Raw genomic sequence first — 19,919 nt, 5'->3', positions numbered from 1 at the left:
GAAACCGAGCCAGGGGGTCGCAGCGTGACGGTTAGCCGGGAGGTCGAAGCACCCGCCGCGGCGGACGGGACCGACCCCGAACTACTCGATCTGCAGGACGATATCTCGTTCGGGCTCGAGGAGGTCAACGAGCTGCTGGCCGAGCTGATCGCGCTGCAGGCCGACCGTAAGGCCAAGGACGGGGAGATCCTGTCCTACCGGCTCGGCGTCACCGGCGAGCAACCGGAGACGCTGGCCAAGATAGGCGCGCGCTACGACCTGTCCCGCGACCGGATCCGGCAGCTGCACACCAAGGCCGTGAGCCAGCTGATTCGCAACGCCCAGCTCAGCGGGCACCGGGCGGCGAGTGCGTTCGCCGAGCGCTATCCGATCGGCGCGCGCGACCAGCAGTTGGTCCGGACGTTGCTGGTGGAGACCTACGCGACCGACACCGACATCGCGGCAAACGAGTTGTCGTACTTGAAGTTGCGGCTGGCCGGCCATGCCGCCGAGGACGCGAAACGCGTCGCGGGCTTCGTCACACAACGGATCGCCGCCTGGCAGAAGAAGACGAACCGGCGGCTGGCCAAGCTGCGCGACGCCGAACCGCGCGCGACCAGCCAGCTGAATCCTTGGCTGGGGCAGGTCGATTGGCCCGGATCGGGCGCCCCGGACGCGCTACCCCTCAGCTCCGCCCGCACGGTCGACAGCGACGACGACGGACGCGGGCACTTCTACCTCGACAAGGTCGGCCGTGACGTCCCGTTCGACTCCGGGCTGGAAGCGCGCCTGCTGTGGATCCTCAACGCGAGCGATCTCGTCGACTCGTTCCAGGAACAACCGGCCGCCGTCGGCTACGACCTGGACGGCACCGAACACCTCGCCTACCCGAGCATCGCCGCCCGGCTGACCGACGGCCGGGTCGTGCTGATCGATGTCCAACCGCTCGGACACGTTGCCTTCCACGTCAATCGGGTCAAAGCCGCCGCGGGCCGCGCGTACGCACACGGCAAGGGCTGGGGCTGGCTCATCTGGACCGGTAGCCTGCTCGGCCTCCCCGATCTCCTCGCCCGCAAGGCCGACGCGAACAGCGAGGCGAAACTGACCGAACTGGTCGAGCACGGGCCGGCGCCCTGGGCCGCGATCCGGCAGGTCCGCGACGAAACCGGCCTCGAACTGCTCGACTTCATCGCCCTGGTCCTGCGTCACGAGTGGCGTTGGGACCGTGGTCCGTTCCGGCTCAGCGCACCACCATCGCGCCCGCGAGGAACGTGACGATCAGCATCATCGCGCAGCAGGTCACCAGCTGCCAGTGATTGATGGTCTGCTGCAGATGTTTGATCGTGTTGCGCAGTGAGGTGTCGACCCGGCTGTGGTCGTCGATCTTGCGGCGCGCCTGCGCGAGCGAATCGGCTCGCTCCTGCGCCTCCTGCTCCGCGCGCTCCAGCCGGGCGGTCAGCTTCATCAGGTGTTTCTGCTTGTCCCGCACCGTTTTCCGGGACAGGGCCAGCGTCGTGCGCTGGTTGACCAGCTCCTGACGCTGCCGGGCGATGATCATCGCCTGCGTTTTCGTGTGGTGCTCCCAGTCGGCCACGGTGGCCCAACCTCCTGTCGTCACATCACGATATCCCCAGACGATGTCGCCGGTGACCCAGCCGGCGATGAAGTCACGCAGCTCCAGCGGCCGCTTGCGCGGCGACGCGACCGCGCTGTGCTCGGTGTCCAGCACGCCGGTCACCGTCTGGTAATCGCAAGCGGGCGGGGCGAAATCGGCGACGCCGAGCGCGTGCAGGTGATCGACCCAGTGGCCGGGCGGGCACAGCCACAGCACGTCCTCGATGCCTGCCTTGCGCAGCCGATCCGTATGTTCCTGCGCGAGCGAACGTTCCAGCGCGCCGCTGCGCACCTCGATGACGAACTCGCGCTCACCCTTGCGCCAGTAGATGTCGACCGGCAGCCCGTCCACCCGCCGATCCACCTCGGCCACGTCGGCGCCGTTCGCCAGCAGCCGGCCGCACACCCAGTACTTCAGCCGCCGCATATCCCATTGCGCCGCGTCACATTCCGGACACTTGCAGCCGTATCCGCCGGAGCGCCTGCGGGCCCTGCCCGCGGCGTCCGCTATACCCAGCTCGGCGAGCATCGCCTGACGACCGCAGGCGATCTCCGCCCGCTGCTTCGTTCTCACGCCACCACTCCCCTGCCCAAACCACCGCAGGTCTGGCGACCTACGCCATAGATCAAGAGTGCGCCACGCGCGCCGACCTCGCCAGTCCCCTTTACCCCGCGCCCGGGTGCGCCACAGTGTCAGATTTCCGGCTGAACGCCTGGTGTAGGCTGCGCCACAAGGAAATTCGCCGCGACAGGCGGCCTCGACGACACGTATATGTCGGTGGATTGACAGTAGCCGCCATCCTGCGACGTCGCCGCGCCACGCGCTCATGTGCGCTGTCGCACGCTGCTCGGCGCGCCACCGGAGCGCGATAACGTTTAGGCTACGACGGGGTGCGCCTCGGTTGGGTGCCGATTCGTAAGCAGATCTGTTCCGGACAAACGGGATCGTGCCGACCTCGCCTGCATCGGTACGGGACGGCCCGCCTACGCTGCTTCGATCAGATCCAAGGAGGCCGGTACAGCGCCGGTTTCGGAGACCGCGTATTTCCAACTGGGCGGATAGAATCGTCCGGCCCGGCGCGAGCTGGGCCGATACGGGGAAGTGGGTACTGGATGGAGCACGGTCAAGAGACCGGCGAGTCGATCGGCGCGATGCTGTCGAGCATCGCGGCGGTTCTCCGTGAGGTCAGCGACAAACTGGACGCCGTGGCGGCCCGGGTCGACGGTGTGGACACCGTCAGCGCCGCCAGCATCGTCCCGGCTGACCACAGCATCGAGGCGCGACTGGCCAAGCTCGAGGCGTGGGCTTTCCGTGCCGGGCAGGACATTTCGGGCATCGACGGGCGGCTGGAGCAGGTCGAATCCGGTGCGGCACCGGCGCCTGCCGCGGCCGCGTCGCACGCCGCGCCGGAAACCGCCGAGCGGCCACTGCCGCGTGCCGCCGCCCGCCGTAACTCGGTGCCCGCCGAACAGGTCGTCCAGCGCGAAACCGCCTCCGCCACGACCACTCCCACCGCCAGGGAGAGCGTCGGCAGCTCGCACGACCTGGTTCAGCCCGCCCGCGACACCACCACGACGGCCAGGGAGAATGCCGCGGCGACCAGGGAGAGCGTCTCCCGGCGCTACGACTCCACCCCGCGCGACGCCGCGCCGGGCCGCGATTCCGCCGCGCACGAGGCGAACTCGGTGCCGCAGCGCAGCTTCAGCACCCCGCGTGAGCCGGTGCCGTACGAGCCGACGCCGACGCCCGCGCCGAACTTCACCGCACCGACCCCGCGCGAGCCGAGCCCGGCCCAGTCGACGAACTTCACCGCACCGACACCCAGGGAACCGCTACCGGTCCGGCAGTCGAGCTTCACCGCGCCGCGCGAACCGGTCGCGTCCTCGTACCAGAACTTCACCAGCCCGCACGAGAATTCGTACGAGAGCATGATTCCCTCGGCGCCGGACAGCGCCGAGTACAGCCGCGCGACGAACGGCGCGAAACCGGAAACCAACGGCAGCTCGCTCACCGGGGCCCACCGCGCCGACGAGGACCTGATCCCGGTCGACAACACCCACGTCGACAAGTTGCAGGCCATGCTCGACGAGCTGAAGAAGACCGCGGCGGCCCCCCTCGGCCGCTCCGACGTCTTCGGACCGCCCGCGACAGACCTGAACTCGACCAACTACGCCCCCGAGCGCAGCACCGAGACCCCACGCGACTACCGGCTGTCCAGCCCGCCGAAGTAAACCGATCGACACACCGGCAATACGCGCGGCATCGAAATGCCATGAGGCAACAGGCCTAGCCAGTCGAGCAAGGTCAGCGGATCAAACCCACACAACGGCAACCCACGGACGCGACACTCGAGACGCCGCGCCCAGCCGCTCGCGCAACGTCAGCCGATCGAGCCGCACAACGGCCAATACGCGGCGCGACACCCAAACGCCGCACGATCACGCGCCCAGCCGATCGACCACGCACCCCGCCGATACGCGGACTCGGCAACCGAACGCCGTGCGGCAACGAGCACAGCTGCTCGCGCGGGGCAGCCAATCAACCCCTCCCCGGACACGCGGACTTGCAACCAACACGCGGACTCGGAGCCCGAAACGCCGCGGCAACGAGCACAGCGGTCGCGCAAAGTCAGCCGATCGACCCCGCCCCGCACACGCGGACTTGGCAACGAAAACGCGGACGCGACAACCGAACGCCACGCGGCAACGAGCACATCCGCACGCGCAGGGCAGCCAATCAACCCGCCCTGGATACGAGGACTTGCAACCAAAGGCGGACTCGGCGCCCGAAACGCCGCGCAGCAACGCGTCCACCCATTCGTGCAGGGTCCGCCTGTCGTCCCACGCACCGACGATAGGCCAGCGCGACACCCAGCCGCTGCACGATCACGCGCCCAATCGGTCGAGCAGGGTCCGCCGACCGACGCACGCACGGCAATACGCCAGCGCGGCACCCGAAACGCCACGCGCCCAGCCGCTCGAGCGCGTCAGCGGGTAGACCCCTGCACACCTGCCAGGCCGGGGCGCGGCATCGAAGCGTTCTGTGTCCAGCTCCTACTCGGAGTCCGCCGGTCGGCTCAGGATCGTCGCGATCAGTTCGCGTAGCCAGCGATGGCCGCTGTCGGCGGTGTTGCGCGGGTGCCAGGCCAGGCCGATCGCGACCTCGGGTAGCGGGAGGGGGATCTCGAAGGCGCACAGGCCGAGTGCGGGTAGCGCCGAGCGGGTCAGTAGGGCGGGGGCCGGGCAGATCAGGTCGCTGCCGTGTACCGCGAACAACGCGGTGGTCAGGTTCGGCACCGTGGCGACCACGCGGCGGGTGCGACCGTGCAGCGCGAGGCGGTCGTCGATCGGCCCGCGTGCGTGTCCATTCCGCGAAATGCTCAGGTGTGCGGCGGCCGCGAATCGGGCGACCGTTACCCGTTCGGTGACCAGTGGATGATCGGCCGCGGCGATACCGATCATCCGATCGCCGAGCACGCGCCGCACGGTCGTCTCCGGATCGCCGTGATCGAGCACGCCGATCTCGATGTCGACGCGTCCGTCCCGCAGGGCGGCTGTGCCTTCGAGGGTGTCGGGCAGGAAGCGCAACGTCACTCCGGGTGCCTCGGAGCGCACCGCGGCCAGCAGCGGCCCGGCCAGCTCGGTGAGCACCATGTCCCCCGCCTGCACCGCGAAGTTCCGCTTGAGCGCACCGGGATCGATCGCTCCCCGCGGCGTCAGCAGCGCACGCCCCTGCTCCACCAGAGTGCCGACCTCGTAACGCAATTCCAGCGCGCGCGGCGTCGGCACCAGATTGCGGCCTGCCCGCACCAGCAGCGGGTCGTCCAGGGCCTCGCGCAGCTTGGCCAGCGTCCGGCTCATGGCCGGCGCCGAGGTGTGCAGCCGTTCGGCGGCCCGGGTGACGCTGTTCGTCTCCAGTAGCGCGTCCAATGCCACCAGCAGATTCATGTCCAGCGTCTCCACCTCTGGATTATCTCCAGCGGAAGTGGAGTTAGCCAGCATTTCGCTGGTGATCATCCACCGGCGAGTCCCGGTACTGTGGGCTGCGTCTATCGGTCAATTCGCTTATTTGCCTTGCGAACCGTGCAGCAGGTCGCCCGGCATGCCGGTGCTCAGGTCGTGCGACGGGGGCACGCCGAGGTCCGGCTGCCTGGGTGCGCCGAGGCTCGGGCCGGGCGCGGCGACATCGGCGTGCTGGGTCACCGGGTGCGCCGGCGGCGCGGGGTCGGCGGACTCGTGCTTGGTGGCGAGCCCGCGGTAGGACTCCGGGCGAACGGTGCGGAACCATTGGGCCACCCGGGTGCGCAGCGGCAGCCGGAACTTCAAGTCCGCCAGCATGTCGTCGATGTTGCGGATGGAGAAGGGCGTGATCACGGTGCCGTGCGCGTGGTGACCGCGGGTGCGCTCGTCGGTCCAGCGCAACCGGGCGTCGATCTGCTCGGCCGTCTCCTCGCGCGGCGGCAGATCGATTTGACCGGCCAGCAGCGCGGCGGTCCAGTGCGCGCCGACCTCGGCGTTGAGCGTGCTGATCACCGACGAGTTGTAGCCGGCGAAGGTCAGATTCGGCACGTCGAGCGGCAGGATCTGCCGGTGCAGGCGGAAGTTGCCGTGCTCGTCGGTGAGCCTGCGCTGCACGTACGGGGTCAGGAACGGCACCCGCTGCTGGAACCCGGTGGCGCAGACGACGATGTCGGCCGGTATGACCTCGCCGTTGGCCAGCTGCACGGCCGGCTGCTGGCCGCCACCGCCGCGCATCTCGGTGATGGTGGTGTCGCGTTGCACCACGATCCGGCCGTTCGCGACCTGCTCGTAGAAGTTCTCGGTGGCGAGGCTGACCGTGCTCTCGGCGATCTGCTCGAACCGGCCCTCCGGCACCAGGCCGAGCTCGCGCAGGTTCATGTGCTTGGTGGCCAGTTCCTGGATCAGGTCGAGATTGCTGATCCGGAACGAACTTCCGGGGCCGTCCAGGAAGCGGTCCATCCGGCCCGGTTCCATGTGGTGGAAGTGCGCCTCCCCGAAGCGGGTCAGCATCAGGCGCTCGTAGTCGAGGACCTTAGCCAGCTTGCGCGGCATCTTCCACAGCAGGCGGCGCGCCACCACGGTGGTCGAACCCGCGACGTCGCTCACCGCCTCGGCGATGTCGCAGGCGGACTTGCCGTAGCCGACGACGACGACGGACTTGCCGCGCACCGCCTCGACATCCAGGAACTCCGACACGTGTCCCATCTGTCCGCCCGCGGCGCGGAACAGCTCGATGCCGCGGAAGTCCGGGATCGCGGGTTCGCTGAACACTCCGTTGGCGATGACCAGGTGATCGCAGGACGTGCGATGGATACCGCCCGGATCACGAATCTCCAGCAGCCAGCCGCTGTCCACCGGATCCGCGGCGACGACCTCGGTGTTGAGCCGCAGGTGTTCGCGCAGGCCGAAGTGGTCGGCGTAGGCGGCCAGATACGCCTGCATCTGTTCGCCGTCGAGCACCTTCGGGTAATCCGAGGGCATCGGGAAGTCGGAGAAGTGATAGGTGTTCTTGGAATTCTGGGTTCGCAGCCCCGGGTACCTGCGGGTCGCACTCCACACGCCACCGACATCGGGCGAACGGTCGAAGATCTCGACCGGAAAACCCTTCTGGATCAGCACTTTCGCGCAGGCAAGACCTGCGATACCCGCACCAACGATCGCGATGCGGTTTCCGCTCGTCATGCGCAGGAGATTACGTCGCTTGCGGGCCACAGCAAAGTCGGTTGCCCTAATCGGCGATTCGATTCAGCACATGGGTGCCGGTCGAGGCCACCGGGGCACCGGGCGGACGCGCCGGCCCGGCGCCCGGATCGACCGGCAGTTCGAGCAGCCCGCGGATCAGGATGCTCTCGCGCCAGCGCAGTTCGTCCATGTCGACGGCCAGGCGCAGGCCGGGGAAGCGCGCGACCAGGCGGGTCAGGGCGATGCGGGCCTCCAGCCGGGCCAGGCCGGCGCCGAGGCAGTAGTGGATGCCGTGGCCGAAGGCGATGTGGTTGGCCGGGCGGCCCGGATCGAAGGCCGTGGGCTCGGTGAAATGACGTTCGTCACGATTGGCCGAGCCGAGGGCGACCAGCACGAGTTCGCCCGCGGGGATCTCGGTGCCGCCGAGGGTGATCGGGGCGCCGGTGTAGCGCAGGGTCGCGATGTTCACCGGGCCGTTGTGGCGCAGCACCTCCTCGATCAACGGTGTGACGGAGTCCGGGTCCTCGGCCAGCGCGCGGTAGCGCGGCGGGTCGGTCAGCAGGGTGAGCACGGTGTTGCCGATCAGGTTGACCGTCGTCTCGTGCCCGGCGACCAGGATCAGGAACGCCATCGAGATCAGTTCGTCGCGGCTGAGCCGATCGCCGTCCTCGGAGGCGGTGAGCATGTGCGAGATCAGGTCGTCGCCGAGACCACGCGTGCGGCGCAGGGCCACCAGCCGGTCGAAGTACTCCACGAGGGCGTCGGTCGCGGCGCGCATGGCCCCCGGCTCCGACATCGAGACATCGACCACGGCGGTGGACCAATCGCGGAACTGCTCGCGGTCCTCGACGGGCACGCCGAGCAGCTCGCAGATCACGGTGATGGGCAACGGAAAGGCGTACTCCTCCAACAGGTCCACCCGGGCGGCGCCCGCGGCGGCGATCCGATCGAGGAGTTCGTCCGCGATGGACACCACCCGCGACTCGAGCGCCGCCATCCTGGCCGGGGCGAACGCCGGGGCGACCAGTTTGCGCAGCCGCGCGTGCCGCGGCGGATCGGCGTTGAGCAGGTGGTAGCTCGATCGCCGATTGGCCGAGGTGACCCCGCTGTCACCCGAGGCGGCATGCCGGGCCTCGGCGCCCGCTGCGGTATTCGGATCCTTACGGATATCGGGGTGGCGCAGCACCTCTTTGGCGGCGTCGTAATCGACGACCAGCCAGGCGCGCACCCCGTTGGGCAGGCCGATCCGGTGCACCGGCCCCGCCGAACGCAGCTCCCGGTAAAACCGATACGGCGTGCTGAAGAACTCCGCTGGCAGCTGTCTCATCTACGCCGGCCTCCCCGTTTCGCGAGTATCGTTGCGCCCCTTCGATGGTGACACGCGCCCCGACCCGCGCACCGGGAACGTCGCCACCCCCGTCCGCCCGATCGCGATCACCGATCGCCACCGCACACCTGCTGATTTCCCGCACACGGATTCGCATGCAATTCCGTGTGCGGGAAATCAGGAGGTCTGCGGCGCGCCCAGAGGTGCGTGCGCCTGGTTGATTCGGCGCGCGCGACCTTGTGCACCCCGCTACCCTGCGCAGATGAGTTCGATCGCGCCTGTCCTGCGGGGCGCCCGGATCGCGAACTCGTTCGCGTTCGGGCTGCAGGGGTTCTTCTTCGCCGTGGTGCTGACCCAGTTGCCGCAGCAGAAGGACAAGTTCGGGCTGTCCGACGGGTTGATCGTCGGGTCGGTGGTGCTGGTGTCGTTGCTGGCCGGCGGCGGGAGTGTGGCCGCGGAGCGGTTGGCGTTGCGCTGGTCGAGCCGGGTGACGGTGCGGATCGGGCTGTCGCTGATCGCGATCACCGGGACCGCGGTGGCGTTCGCGCCGAATACGGCGGTGCTGATGACCGGGCTCAGTTGTTATGGGATCGCGGTCGGCATCGTCGACGCGAGCACCAATATGCAGGCGGTGTTCATTCAGCACGGGTACGGGAAATTCGTGCTGGCGTCGTTTTACGCGGCGTGGAGTGCGGGATCGATCATCGGCGCGCTGTACGTGTCGGGGTGCGAGGCGCTGGATGTGACGCTGCGCGAGTCGTTGCTCGGGGCGGCGGGAATCGTGCTGGTCATCGGACTGATCCTCGGGCCGCGGCTGCTGGGACCGCAGGAGGCCGAGGCCGGTCCGGCCGAAGAGGTCGTGGAACCGCCGCCGGTCGCGTTCCGGGCGTATCTGGTGTTCGGCATCGCGATGGCGTTGGTGTTCGCGATCGACCTGGCCGTCGGCAACTGGTCCGCGCTGTATCTGACCGACGACCTGCTGGCCAGTTCGGCGACCGCGGCGCTCGCCCTGGCCGCGTACCAGGGCACGTCGCTCGTCGCACGACTGACCGGTGATCTGTTCGTGCGACGGTTCAGGCCGCGGCGCGTGGTGCGAACAGCCGCGGCGATCGGCGTGACCGGCCTGGCGATCGTGATCGCCGCGCCCGGACCGATCGTGGCGATCGTCGGCTTCCTGATCGCGGGCATCGGCATGCCGGTGATCGCGCCGCTGTGCTTCAGCGAGGCCGGGCAGCTGACCAGTGGGCGCGGGCTGGACGCGCTCATCGCCCGGCTGAATCTGTTCAACTACGCGGGCACTCTGGTCGGTGGCGGAGTAGTCGGCGCGGTCGCGGCGGGCTTCGGGCACCGGATCGGCTTCGTCATCCCGCTGCTGTTCGCGGCGGCGCTGATCGGGTTGGCGCGGGTGTTCCACACCCGGCCCGATGCGGACAAACATCCCATCTCTCCCGGTGGTCATGCTCTACTGGATTCATGAGCAACATCCCAGTCACCGTCGACCGGGCCGGTCTATGGGACGCCGAAGAACTCAGTGACGTTGCGGCGGCGACCTTTCCGCTCGCCTGCCCGCCGGAGGCGACCGCCGACGACATCGACATCTTCATCACCGAGGCGTTATCCGGGGAACGGTTCGGCGAATACCTGAGCGACCCGGCCACGACCGTACTCAAAGCCGTTGCGGGCGACGAGATCGTCGGCTACGCGATGCTCATCGAGGGCGACCCGGCGGATCCGGCCGTGACCGAGGCGGTGGCGCTGCGGCCGGTGGTGGAGATCAACAAGATGTATGTGGTGCCAGGGCACCACGGCACCGGAGTGTCGACCGCGTTGATGCACGCCTGCCTGGAACGTGCTCGCGAGAGCGCGTTTGCCGGAGTGTGGCTGGGGGTCAACCAGGAGAACTCGCGGGCTGTGCGGTTCTACCGCAAACACGGGTTCAGCACGGTCGGCACCAAGACGAACACCGTCGGTAGCCGACAGCACGACGACTACCTGATGCGGTTGGTTTTCTAGCTCACTTGACGAAGTCCACCAGCGCGCTGTGGAAACTAGGCGCGATCACGGCCATCAGGTGATCGCCGGGCACCACGTGCAGCGTTCCGTCGGGCAGCGCGTCGGCGAGCCGCTCGGGCTCGGCGGCGAAGGGATCGTTGTCGCCGGCCAGCACCAGCGCGGGCACCGTCACCTCGGACAGGCCGCTGATCGGCCGGGAATCGAGCCCGGTCGCCACCGCCTGAATCGCCTGCCGGTCCGCGTGCACCGCGTCCGCGAGAATCCGGAACATCATCGCGGTCGAGGGCGCGCCCTCGTTGTCGTCACTCATCGCGGTCTGCAGGTCGGTCAGCTCGACGACCCGGCGATCGACGCCGCCGCAGTCCAGCACGCCCGAACCCACCCCGCCGACGACCAGCCGCTCGACCCGTTCGTCCGACGCGGCGACCAGCAGCGAGATGATCGCGCCCATCGAATACCCCACCTGCACAACCCGATCGAAGCCCAGCTCGTCGTACAGCGCGCGCACGTCTTTCGCCATGAACTCCCACGAGTACCGCGCCGCGTCGTGCGGCTTGGCCGAACGCCCGTGCCCGCGTGCGTCGAGCGAAACGACGGTGCGCCCGGCCGCCTGTAGGGCGCCCACCACGCCGGTGCTCATCCAGTTCGCGTTGGTGTCCGCGACCACGCCGTGCTGCAGCACGACCGGAACGCCCTCGCCCTCCCACACCCGATAGTTGAGTTCCAGGCCGTCCCACGTCTTGAACTTCGTCATGACCGGATCGTAGTGCGCGGCCGCGGATTGACATGTTCTGCTTGTTCAGTATTTACTGAACATATCGTTCCTTGCAGAACAAACAGCACTCAGGAGCCGTTATGACCGCCGCGATCCGCACCGAAGGACTGACCAAGCACTACGGCAAGCACGTAGCGATCACCGACCTCGACCTAGAGGTGCGGCCGGGTGAGGTGTTCGGCTTCCTCGGCCCCAATGGCGCGGGCAAGTCCACCACCATCCGCATCCTGCTCGATCTGATCCGCCCCACCGCGGGCCGCGTCGAGGTGCTCGGCGTCGATCCGCGAGCCGGCGGGCCCGAGCTGCGCCAGCGGATCGGTTATCTGCCAGGCGAATTGGCGATCGAAGGACGCAACACCGCGCGAGACCTGTTGCGCTTTCTCGCCGATCAGCGCGGCACCGTGCCGGCCGGGCGGATCAACGAGCTGGCCGAGCTGCTCGACCTGGACCTGTCCCGGAAGGTCGGCGCGATGTCCAAGGGCAACAAGCAGAAGGTCGGCATCGTCGCCGCGTTCATGCACCGGCCCGAACTGCTGATCCTGGACGAACCCACCTCCGGCCTGGATCCGCTACTGCAGCAACGGTTCATGGATCTGGTGCTCGAGGCCAAGGGCAACGGGCAGACCGTGTTCATGTCCTCGCATGTGCTCAGCGAGGTGCAGCAGACCGCCGACCGCGCGGTCATCATGCGCGCCGGGAAGCTGCTCGGCACCGAGAACGTGGACGATCTGCGCCGCCGGTCACCGCGCTCGGTCGAGCTGGTGTTCGGCGCCGATGTGTTCCCCGACGACTTCACCCGGCTGCCCGGCGTGCGGGACCTGCGGGTGGACGGAAAGACGTTGCGCTGCACCACCGAAGGCGAGGTCGACGAGCTGTTCAAGACCGCGGCCAAGTACCAGCTGGTGAGCGTGCTCTCGACCGAGCCGGACCTCGAACAGATCTTCTTCAGCCTCTACGGCCGCTGACCGCACTCGAATCACTCATCCGCACAGGAGAACTCGTCATGACCCGCTCGGTTTTCACCCAGACCCTGAAGGAACAGCGGCGCGGCCTGATCGGCTGGTCGATCGGCATGGCCGTGGTGCCGCTGATGTATCTGCCGTCCTACCAGACGCTCAAGGAGCAAGGGTCGCTCGATATCAAGCAGAACCGGATGTACGAGGCGATGGGCCTGAGCGACTTCGCCAGTGCCGCAGGCTATCTCAATTCGACGATCTTCTCGCTGATGGGCCTGTCGCTGCTGCTCATCTTCGCGGTGACGTTCGCCACCCGGTCGGTGACCCAGGAGGAGAACGGCATGCTGGATCTGCTGCTGGCCCAGCCGATCGGCCGAACGAACCTGCTGGCCCAGCGTTTTGCCGCGCTCACCGTGCAGACCGCGGTGGTCACCGCCGTGCTCACGCTCAGCGTGCTGGCCGGGACGAACGCGGGCAAGATGGACGTCCCCACCGGGCACATCCTGGCCGCGAGCACCGGGCTCGGGCTGCTGGTGCTGGCCGTCGGCACCATCACGCTGCTGCTCGGCGCGATCACCGGAAAGCGCTCGCTGACACTGGGACTCGCGTCGCTGGTGGCGGTGGCGGGCTATCTGGCGAACAATCTCGGCGGCATGTTCGACGGCGGCGCGTGGTTGCGCAAGCTGTCGCCGTTCTACTACGCGAACGGGAGTTCGCCGCTGGTGAACGGGTGGAACGGCGTGCATTTGGCCGTCCTGATCGTGCTCGCCGCCGTGGCTTTCGGCCTCGCGCTGGGCGCGTTCGAACGTCGCGATCTCGCGGTGTGACGGAAACGGCCTCCGCCCGGTTTGCCGTAATCCTTACTACTGAAGGGATACTCGGTCCATGAGTTCCACGGACGACATCGCCCCCACCCCGGAACAGCTGGCCTTCGTGGAGGATTTCGCGCTGGTCCTGGAACGCATGGGCCTGGTCCGGATGACCGGCCGCGCCGCGGGCTGGCTGCTCGTCGCCGAGCCGCCGGAACAGACCTTCGGCCAGATCGCCGACGCGCTGCAAGCGTCCAAGGGCTCCATCTCCAGTGCGCTCAAGGCGCTCGTCACCATGCGCTGGGTGGACAAGATCTCCAAGCCGGGCGACCGCAAGGACTACTACTCCATCCGTCCCGGCATCCTGCCCGAACTCACCCGCCAGCAAAGCGGCATGTACGACGACCTCACCGTCATGACCTCCCGCGGCCTGGCCCTCTTCGACGACCCCGAAGCCCCCGAAGCCGCCCGCGTCCGCGAGATGCACGAATTCTTCGTCTGGATGGGCAAGGAACTCCCCGCCCTGATCGACCGCTGGTACGCCGAGCAGCGCGGCTGAATCAGGCGAGCAGCTTGGTCCGCAGGGCGGCGAGGTCGGCGTCGGTGAGCTTCAGGCCGTCGCGGACGTAGTTGTCGAAGCTGCCGTAGGTCTGGTTCGCCTGGTCGAAGGCGGCGTCGAGCCAGGGCTGCTGGACGCCGTTGATCGGATCGTTCGGATTGGCGTTGCGGTACTGGTTGGACAGCAGGTAATCCTGGTCGACCGTGTCGCGGTCGACGCCGAGCAGGGTGAGCAGGACGGCGGCGGTCCAGCCGGTGCGGTCCTTGCCCGCGGTGCAGTGAAACAGGACCGCTCCATCGGAATCGATGATGTCGTGCAGCACCGAGGCGAATGCCTGGTTGGCGCCGGGGGCGGTGATGAACGCACGGTAGAGGCCGGCACCGCCGGTCAGGGTGGTGGCCATGACCTCGGGCGGGGCCTGGCCGATGACGTCGTCCCAGTTCGCGGTCGCGCCGGCGGGCACCTTGTCCGGGCCCAGCGCGCGTTCGTAGATCGTGCGCAGATCGTCGACGACGCGGACCTGGCGGCCGGCCAGTTCGGCGAGGTCGGCGGGGGTCGCGTTGTTCAACTGGCCGGTGCGGTAGACGAGCCCGGTGCGGACCGTCTTGCCCGTGCCGGTCCGGTATCCGCCGAGGTCACGAGCATTCTGCACGCCCTGCAAGTTCAGCGAACGGTCGAACGCGACCGCCGAGGCGGCCGGCGGCTCGGCCGGCGCGGTGCCGGCCACGGGCCCGAAGGCGACGGCCAACCCGGCGGCCAGCGCGATCGGGGTGCGAAGCGTGCGGGTCATGCGAGTGCTCCAATCATCGGTCCCCCGAGACCCCAGCAAACCAAATGAAACATCAGCGGTTCAAACCAGGGGGGTTTACGCGGGGACCTCGAACCGGGACAGCGCGAGCAGGCGCGAGATCGCCCGCAGATACTTCTTGCGGTACCCGCCGTCGAGCATCTCCTGGGAGAAGATCTGGTCCAGCTTGGCGCCGGAGACGGTGACCGGGATGCTCGCGTCGTAGAGCCGGTCGGCCAGCACGACCACGCGCAACGCCACGGCCTGATCGGTGACCGGATGCACGTTCGCGATGAACACCGCCGACACCCCGGCGATCAGCGCGCCGAACTTCGACGGATGCAAGGTGCTCAGGTGCTTCAGCAAGGCGTCGAAGTCGTCGAGTGTGGAACCCGTTGTGGCAGCGGCCCGTTCGGTCAGCACCGCCGACGAGGCCGGCTCCGGCGCGGGCGGCAGATCGCGGTGCCGGTAGTCCGGGCCGTCCACCCGCACCGGCTCGAAGATCGAGCCGAGCTTCTTGATCTCGCGCAGGAAATCCTGTGCGGCGAAACGACCTTCGCCCAACTGACCCGGCAGCGTGTTGGACGTCGCCGCGATCGACACGCCCTTCGCGGACAGCTCGGTCAGCAGCCGCGAGACCAGCATGGTGTCGCCGGGATCGTCGAGCTCGAACTCGTCGATGCACAGCACGCTGTTCGCCGACAACCGTTCCACGGCGTTGGTGAAGCCAAGGGCACCAACGAGATTGGTCACCTCGCCGAACGTGCCGAACGACTTCGGCGCGGGCGCGCTGTGGAAGATGGAGGCGAGCAGGTGGGTCTTGCCGACGCCGAACCCGCCGTCCAGGTACAGCCCCGCCCCGGACACCTGCTTCTTCTTGCCGAACAGGCTCTTCTTGTTCACCGCCTGATGGATCTTGGCGACCTCGCCGGCGAACTGTTCCGCCTTCTGCACCGCCGCCGCCTGGCTCGGTTCCTTGGGGTCGGGAATGTAAGAGCCGAAGCTGACCTCGTCGAACATCGGCGGGGGCACCATCTGGGCGACGAGCTGGTCGGCCGGAACCTCAGGGTGGCGGTCGACGAGGCGTTCTTGCATGGACAGAGCCTATGACGTGGTGAGATCTACGTTCATGCAGCGTATCCACAATGCGATCCAGCTCACAGACCTGAAGCCGGACGAGCTGGCCGAGTTGTACGCGTACCCGGCCGAACTGCGCGAACCGTTCGTCCGGGCGAATTTCGTGTCCAGCATCGACGGCGGCGCGACCAGCGACGGTCAGTCCGCGGGCCTCGGCACGCCCGCCGACAAAGCCGTGTTCCTGATGCTGCGCGAACTCGCCGATGTGGTGCTCGTCGGCGCGGGCACGGTCCGCTCGGAGAACTACGGCGGCGCCCGGGCCGATCCGCAGTACCGGCGCGCGCTGCACGAGCGCGGCCGCGGCGGGCATCCGGACGGCGCCGCACCGCCGATCGCCGTGGTCACCGCGAGCGCGGCGATCGACCTGAGCGCCCGGCTGCTCACCGACACGACGGTCCCGCCGTTGATTATCACCACGACCACCGCCCCCGCCGATCGCAAGCGGCAACTGGCCGACGCGGGCGCGGACGTGATCGAGGCGGGCGACGTCGCGGTGACCCCGAAGGCCCTGCTGCGCGTGCTCGGCGAGCGCGGCTTGCTCCGCGTGCTGTGCGAGGGCGGACCCCACCTGTTCGGCGAACTGCTGGCCGCCGACGCGGTCGACGAGCTGTGCCTGACCACCGCACCCCTGCTGGTCGGCGGCACGGCCCGGCGAATTTCGCTGTCCGCGCACGAGTTCCACCGCCCCATGTCCCGCGCGCATATCTTGCTCGACGACGACGGCACGATGCTGACCCGATGGGCCCGTGCATGAAACAACCGCCCGAACCTGGCAGGCTGTAGCGCATGCGCTGGACTCGGGCCGTCGTGCTGGCCGCGACACTCTCGATCATGATCGCCGGATGCGGGGCAGGCCCCTCCGACCGTCCCGGCGTGGCCGTCGAGCGCCAACCGGCCGGCGGCATCGCCCCGACCTCGGTTGCTCCGGCCCCACCGCCGGCCGCCGAACTGCCGAAGACGGATCTGGCGTGGAAGGACTGCACGACGCCGACGCTGGATCTGCTCGGCCTCGGCCCGGCCCCCGCCGGCCTGGTGCTCGACTGCGCGGAATACACCACGCCGATCGACGCGAGCGGCGGCGTGCTCGGCAACTTCCGCGCCGCGGCGATGCGGGCCCGGCTGCCGCAGACCCCCGCGGACGCCGCGCCGATGATCCTCACCTCCGGCACCGACCGCTCCTCCACCGCCACCCTCGCCGGGCTGGCCGCCGGACCGGCGAGCGCGCTGCTGGCCGCGCGCCCGATCGTCGCGGTGGACAGGCGCGGCATCGGCAGCTCGCAGCCGATCGACTGCCTGCCGCCCGAGGTGCGCAGGGGTCTGGCCGACAACGCCCAATTCGGTCCCGGCGCAAACGATCCCGTCGAGGCGATGACCGGGTTCAGCCAGGACGGCACCATCGCGTGCCGCGACTTCCTGCAGCCCTACGAGGGCGCGTTCGACGCCCAGCACGCCGCCGACGACATCGAACAGCTGCGCAGGCAGTGGCAGGTCGAGCACGTCGCGCTGCTCGGTTCGGGCAACGGCGCGAAGGTCGCGCTCAGTTACGCGCGCAAATACAACGACCACCTGGCCCGGCTCGTCGTCGACTCCCCCGAGGCGGTCGGCGCCGACGCGATCACCAGGGCCGAGCAGCAATTGGAGGGCGCGGAGGCGGCGCTCACCGCGTACGCCCAGCGCTGCACCGCGGTCAACTGCTCGCTCGGCCCGGATCCGCGCGCCGCGATCACCGAACTGGTGACCCGCGCCGGTTCCGGTGGGCTGGGCGAGATCTCGGCCAACGCGCTACTCACCGCGGTGTCCGGGTTCCTCGGCAGTCCGCGGGCCGACCAGGCCAACCGGGTTCGTGAACTGGCCGACGCGCTGTCGGCGGCCGGGCGCGGCGATCGCGGCGCGCTCGGCAACCTGATCCAGCGCGAGTCCGCGGCCGTGGGTGGCGACGGTCAATTCGTCAACCGCTGCACCGACACTCAGCAGCCGCCCACGCCGACGAAGGCCAAGGAACTGATGGGCACCTGGGGCGCGAAGTACCCGGTGTTCGGCAAGAACACGGCGATCGGCCTGATGGAGTGCGCGGCCTGGCCGGTGTCCACCGCGCCGCCGATGCCGGACAAGCTCGGCATTCCGGTGCTGGTGCTCGGCGGCATCGCCGATCCGGTGGTCGGCAATGCCGGGCAGGCCTCGGTCGCCGGCGCGCTCGGCTCGGCGGGCGCGCGGCATGCCGGACTCACCTGGCAGGGCTGGGGGCATCCGGTGTCCACGCATTCGACGTGTGCGCAGCGCGCCGTGGTCGACTATCTGAAGGACGCGAAGCTGCCCGCCGACGGGACGGTCTGCCCGGCCTGATCCGGCCGTCCGAATAGTGCTTCTAGCGGCGCGTCGAACAGGTCCGGACAACCGCGAGAACGTGATCCGGTGTACCGTGCCCCAGTGTTACTTCGACAGCTCGAGCCCCGCACTGCTCGCACCACCGCCGAGGTGATCAAGTTCGCACTCTGGCCCTTCGCGGTCATGACCGTGCTGAACCGGGTTTTCATCAAGGCTGTCAATGGTTTCATCACCGACGACTTCCGGCCCGTGTACCAGGCCTCGCTCGATTTTCTCAACGGGCGACCGGTCTACACGGCCAACTTCGACTCGGTCGACCCGCACTACCTCTACTACCCCAGCGGCACGCTGCTCATCGCGCCGGTGGCGTGGGTGCACGACTACGAAAAAGCCCGCTGGCTGTTCATCCTGCTGAACGCGGCCGCGATCATCCTGGCCTGGTACCTGCTGCTGCGGCTGTTCCGGTTCACCGTGAATTCGGTGGTCGCGCCGGTGCTGCTGTTCGCGATGTTCATGTCCGAGACGGTCACCAACACGCTGGTCTTCACCAACGTCAACGGGTGCATCCTGCTGGCCGAACTGCTGTTCCTGCATCTGCTGCTCAAACGCCGAGACCTCTGGGCGGGCGTGGCGCTCGGGTTGAGTATCGCGGTGAAACCGACGCTGGTGCCGCTGCTGCTGATCGCGCTGGTGCGCGGGCAGTGGAAGGTGTTCATCACCGCCCTCGGCGTGCCGATCCTGCTGACCGCGATCGCCTGGCCACTGTCGAAAGACCCGGAGAAGTTCTTCAGCCACACCGCGCCCTACCTGTTCGAGACGCGGGACTACTTCAACAGCGCGATCGCGGGCAACGGCGAGTACTACGGGGTGGCGCCCTGGCTGATCTGGTTCATGCGGCTGGGCATGGGCGTGCTGGTCGCCATCTCGCTGTGGTTGCTGTGGCGCTACTACCGCGAGGACGAGCTGTTCTTCGTCTGCACCTCCTCCGGCGTGCTGCTCACCGCGATGTTCCTGCTGCCCTCGCTGGGCCAGATGTACTACTCGATGATGCTGTTCCCGTTCCTGATGACGGTGGTGCTGCGCAATTCGGTGTTGCGCAACTGGCCGGCCTGGCTGGCGGTGTTCGGGTTCATGAGCTATGACAAGTGGCTCTCGGATCGCTGGCAGCACATCGGCCGCGACGTCGAGTACCTGCGCATCACCTTCGGCTGGGGGCTGCTGCTGGTCGTCGTCTTCTGCGTCCTCGGCGACCGGTACCTGGCCGCCAAGCGCGAAGGGCGTCTCCAGTACGGCATCGACCCGACCTGGTTCAAGCCGGTCCCGGCCGCGGCGGATTCGCCCAGCTCGGCGAACGGTTCCGCGCCGGCGGGGGCGAAACCTATTAGCGTGGAGTGATGAGTTCCGAAGCCGATACGTCCCTGCCCGCGCCGCGGATCCAGCTGACGCCCCAGGAGTGGCGCCTCAAGCTGAACCCCGAGGAGTACGCGGTGCTGCGCGAGGCCGCGACCGAACGTCCCTTCGTCGGCGAATACACCGACACCAAGACCGAGGGCGTCTACGCATGCCGGGCCTGCGGCGCCGAATTGTTCCGCAGCACCGAGAAATTCGACTCCCACTGCGGCTGGCCGTCGTTCTTCGACCCGGCCGACTCCGACGCGGTGATCCTCAAATCCGACGACACCCTCGGCATGCACCGCGTCGAGGTCCTGTGCGCCAACTGCCACAGCCACCTCGGCCACGTCTTCGAGGGCGAGGGCTACAACACCCCCACCGACAAGCGCTACTGCATCAACTCCATCTCGTTGCGGTTGCAACCTGCTGAGGGTTCTGCCGGCTAACAACCGTTGGTGTCGGCTTGCGACACCGAGCATCCCGCCGATGTGAGTCCGCTCATATCCCCCGCCTCGACTTTACTGTTGCTTTACTCTAAGAAGG

The 19,919-nt window shown here is 68.4% G+C and carries 18 protein-coding genes; 11 read left to right on the top strand and 7 right to left on the bottom strand.

What is annotated here, in order from left to right; translation table 11 throughout:
- Positions 1–24: 24 nt before the first annotated feature.
- On the top strand, positions 25–1,254 hold the full coding sequence (locus tag ACFYO1_RS07985; RefSeq protein WP_387228272.1) for a sigma factor-like helix-turn-helix DNA-binding protein: 1,230 nt from the start codon (positions 25–27) through the stop codon (positions 1,252–1,254).
- Here the strand turns inward: ACFYO1_RS07985 and ACFYO1_RS07980 are convergent.
- Complete coding sequence (locus ACFYO1_RS07980) at positions 1,220–2,167, bottom strand: hypothetical protein (RefSeq protein WP_387228270.1); 948 nt, start codon at positions 2,165–2,167, stop codon at positions 1,220–1,222. The two genes, ACFYO1_RS07985 and ACFYO1_RS07980, sit on opposite strands and share 35 nt — an antisense overlap.
- Before the next feature lie 539 nt (positions 2,168–2,706).
- Between ACFYO1_RS07980 and ACFYO1_RS07975 the strand changes: the two genes are divergently transcribed.
- Positions 2,707–3,825, top strand: a complete 1,119-nt coding sequence (locus ACFYO1_RS07975; RefSeq protein ID WP_387228268.1) for a hypothetical protein — start codon at positions 2,707–2,709, stop codon at positions 3,823–3,825.
- An 822-nt stretch (positions 3,826–4,647) separates the two neighbouring features.
- Here ACFYO1_RS07975 and ACFYO1_RS07970 read toward each other — a convergent pair.
- The 3 genes from ACFYO1_RS07970 to ACFYO1_RS07960 form a co-directional block, all read right to left on the bottom strand.
- The gene (locus ACFYO1_RS07970; protein ID WP_387231772.1) at positions 4,648–5,547 is read right to left on the bottom strand and encodes a LysR family transcriptional regulator; all 900 of its coding nucleotides are present in this window, start codon (positions 5,545–5,547) and stop codon (positions 4,648–4,650) included.
- A 111-nt stretch (positions 5,548–5,658) separates the two neighbouring features.
- A complete protein-coding gene (locus ACFYO1_RS07965; RefSeq protein WP_387228267.1) occupies positions 5,659–7,296 on the bottom strand; it encodes a flavin-containing monooxygenase in 1,638 nt (545 codons plus the stop codon).
- Between the two features lie 46 nt (positions 7,297–7,342).
- Complete coding sequence (locus ACFYO1_RS07960) at positions 7,343–8,623, bottom strand: cytochrome P450 (protein ID WP_387228265.1); 1,281 nt, start codon at positions 8,621–8,623, stop codon at positions 7,343–7,345.
- Positions 8,624–8,885: 262 nt separating this feature from the next.
- Between ACFYO1_RS07960 and ACFYO1_RS07955 the strand changes: the two genes are divergently transcribed.
- Together ACFYO1_RS07955 and ACFYO1_RS07950 are read left to right on the top strand one after the other, a co-directional pair.
- Complete coding sequence (locus tag ACFYO1_RS07955) at positions 8,886–10,100, top strand: MFS transporter (protein ID WP_387228263.1); 1,215 nt, start codon at positions 8,886–8,888, stop codon at positions 10,098–10,100.
- Entirely contained in the window at positions 10,097–10,636 is a 540-nt protein-coding gene (locus ACFYO1_RS07950) for a GNAT family N-acetyltransferase (RefSeq protein WP_387228261.1), read from the top strand. Before ACFYO1_RS07955 ends, ACFYO1_RS07950 begins: the two co-directional genes overlap by 4 nt.
- Position 10,637: 1 nt before the next feature.
- Here the strand turns inward: ACFYO1_RS07950 and ACFYO1_RS07945 are convergent, their stop codons facing one another.
- Positions 10,638–11,390: an alpha/beta fold hydrolase gene (locus ACFYO1_RS07945; protein ID WP_387228259.1), complete on the bottom strand. Its 753-nt coding sequence runs from the start codon at positions 11,388–11,390 to the stop codon at positions 10,638–10,640.
- Between the two features lie 101 nt (positions 11,391–11,491).
- Between ACFYO1_RS07945 and ACFYO1_RS07940 the strand changes: the two genes are divergently transcribed.
- The 3 genes from ACFYO1_RS07940 to ACFYO1_RS07930 are packed head-to-tail and all read left to right on the top strand — an operon-like array spanning position 11,492 to position 13,735.
- On the top strand, positions 11,492–12,376 hold the full coding sequence (locus ACFYO1_RS07940) for an ABC transporter ATP-binding protein (RefSeq protein ID WP_387228257.1): 885 nt from the start codon (positions 11,492–11,494) through the stop codon (positions 12,374–12,376).
- 38 nt (positions 12,377–12,414) lie between these two features.
- A complete protein-coding gene (locus tag ACFYO1_RS07935) occupies positions 12,415–13,194 on the top strand; it encodes an ABC transporter permease subunit (protein ID WP_387228254.1) in 780 nt (259 codons plus the stop codon).
- 58 nt (positions 13,195–13,252) lie between these two features.
- Positions 13,253–13,735: a GbsR/MarR family transcriptional regulator gene (locus ACFYO1_RS07930; protein ID WP_387228252.1), complete on the top strand. Its 483-nt coding sequence runs from the start codon at positions 13,253–13,255 to the stop codon at positions 13,733–13,735.
- Position 13,736: 1 nt separating this feature from the next.
- On the opposite strand, the gene ACFYO1_RS07925 is transcribed toward ACFYO1_RS07930, so the two are convergent.
- The gene (locus tag ACFYO1_RS07925; protein WP_387228250.1) at positions 13,737–14,525 is read right to left on the bottom strand and encodes a tyrosine-protein phosphatase; all 789 of its coding nucleotides are present in this window, start codon (positions 14,523–14,525) and stop codon (positions 13,737–13,739) included.
- A 75-nt stretch (positions 14,526–14,600) separates the two neighbouring features.
- Entirely contained in the window at positions 14,601–15,617 is a 1,017-nt protein-coding gene (zapE, locus tag ACFYO1_RS07920; protein ID WP_387228248.1) for a cell division protein ZapE, read from the bottom strand.
- Between the two features lie 34 nt (positions 15,618–15,651).
- Here zapE and ACFYO1_RS07915 point away from each other — a divergent pair, with 34 nt between their 5' ends.
- The 4 genes from ACFYO1_RS07915 (at position 15,652) to msrB (ending at position 19,822) form a co-directional block, all read left to right on the top strand.
- Entirely contained in the window at positions 15,652–16,413 is a 762-nt protein-coding gene (locus ACFYO1_RS07915) for a pyrimidine reductase family protein (RefSeq protein WP_387231770.1), read from the top strand.
- Between the two features lie 32 nt (positions 16,414–16,445).
- Positions 16,446–18,002, top strand: coding sequence for an alpha/beta hydrolase (locus tag ACFYO1_RS07910; RefSeq protein WP_387228246.1), 1,557 nt, complete (start codon positions 16,446–16,448; stop codon positions 18,000–18,002).
- Between the two features lie 84 nt (positions 18,003–18,086).
- Positions 18,087–19,379 carry a glycosyltransferase family 87 protein gene (locus ACFYO1_RS07905; RefSeq protein ID WP_387228244.1) on the top strand — a complete coding sequence of 431 codons (1,293 nt, stop codon included), beginning with the start codon at positions 18,087–18,089 and terminating at the stop codon, positions 19,377–19,379.
- Positions 19,379–19,822, top strand: coding sequence for a peptide-methionine (R)-S-oxide reductase MsrB (msrB, locus tag ACFYO1_RS07900; RefSeq protein WP_387228242.1), 444 nt, complete (start codon positions 19,379–19,381; stop codon positions 19,820–19,822). The genes ACFYO1_RS07905 and msrB overlap by 1 nt, the downstream gene beginning before the upstream one ends.
- The last annotated feature ends 97 nt before the right edge of the window (positions 19,823–19,919 follow it).

Origin of the sequence: Nocardia sp. NPDC006044, from assembly GCF_042871115.1 — a bacterium.
Taxonomy (GTDB): domain Bacteria; phylum Actinomycetota; class Actinomycetes; order Mycobacteriales; family Mycobacteriaceae; genus Nocardia.
The sequence above is the reverse complement of the archived record's forward strand: the minus strand, read 5'-3'. Positions and strand labels throughout refer to the sequence as shown.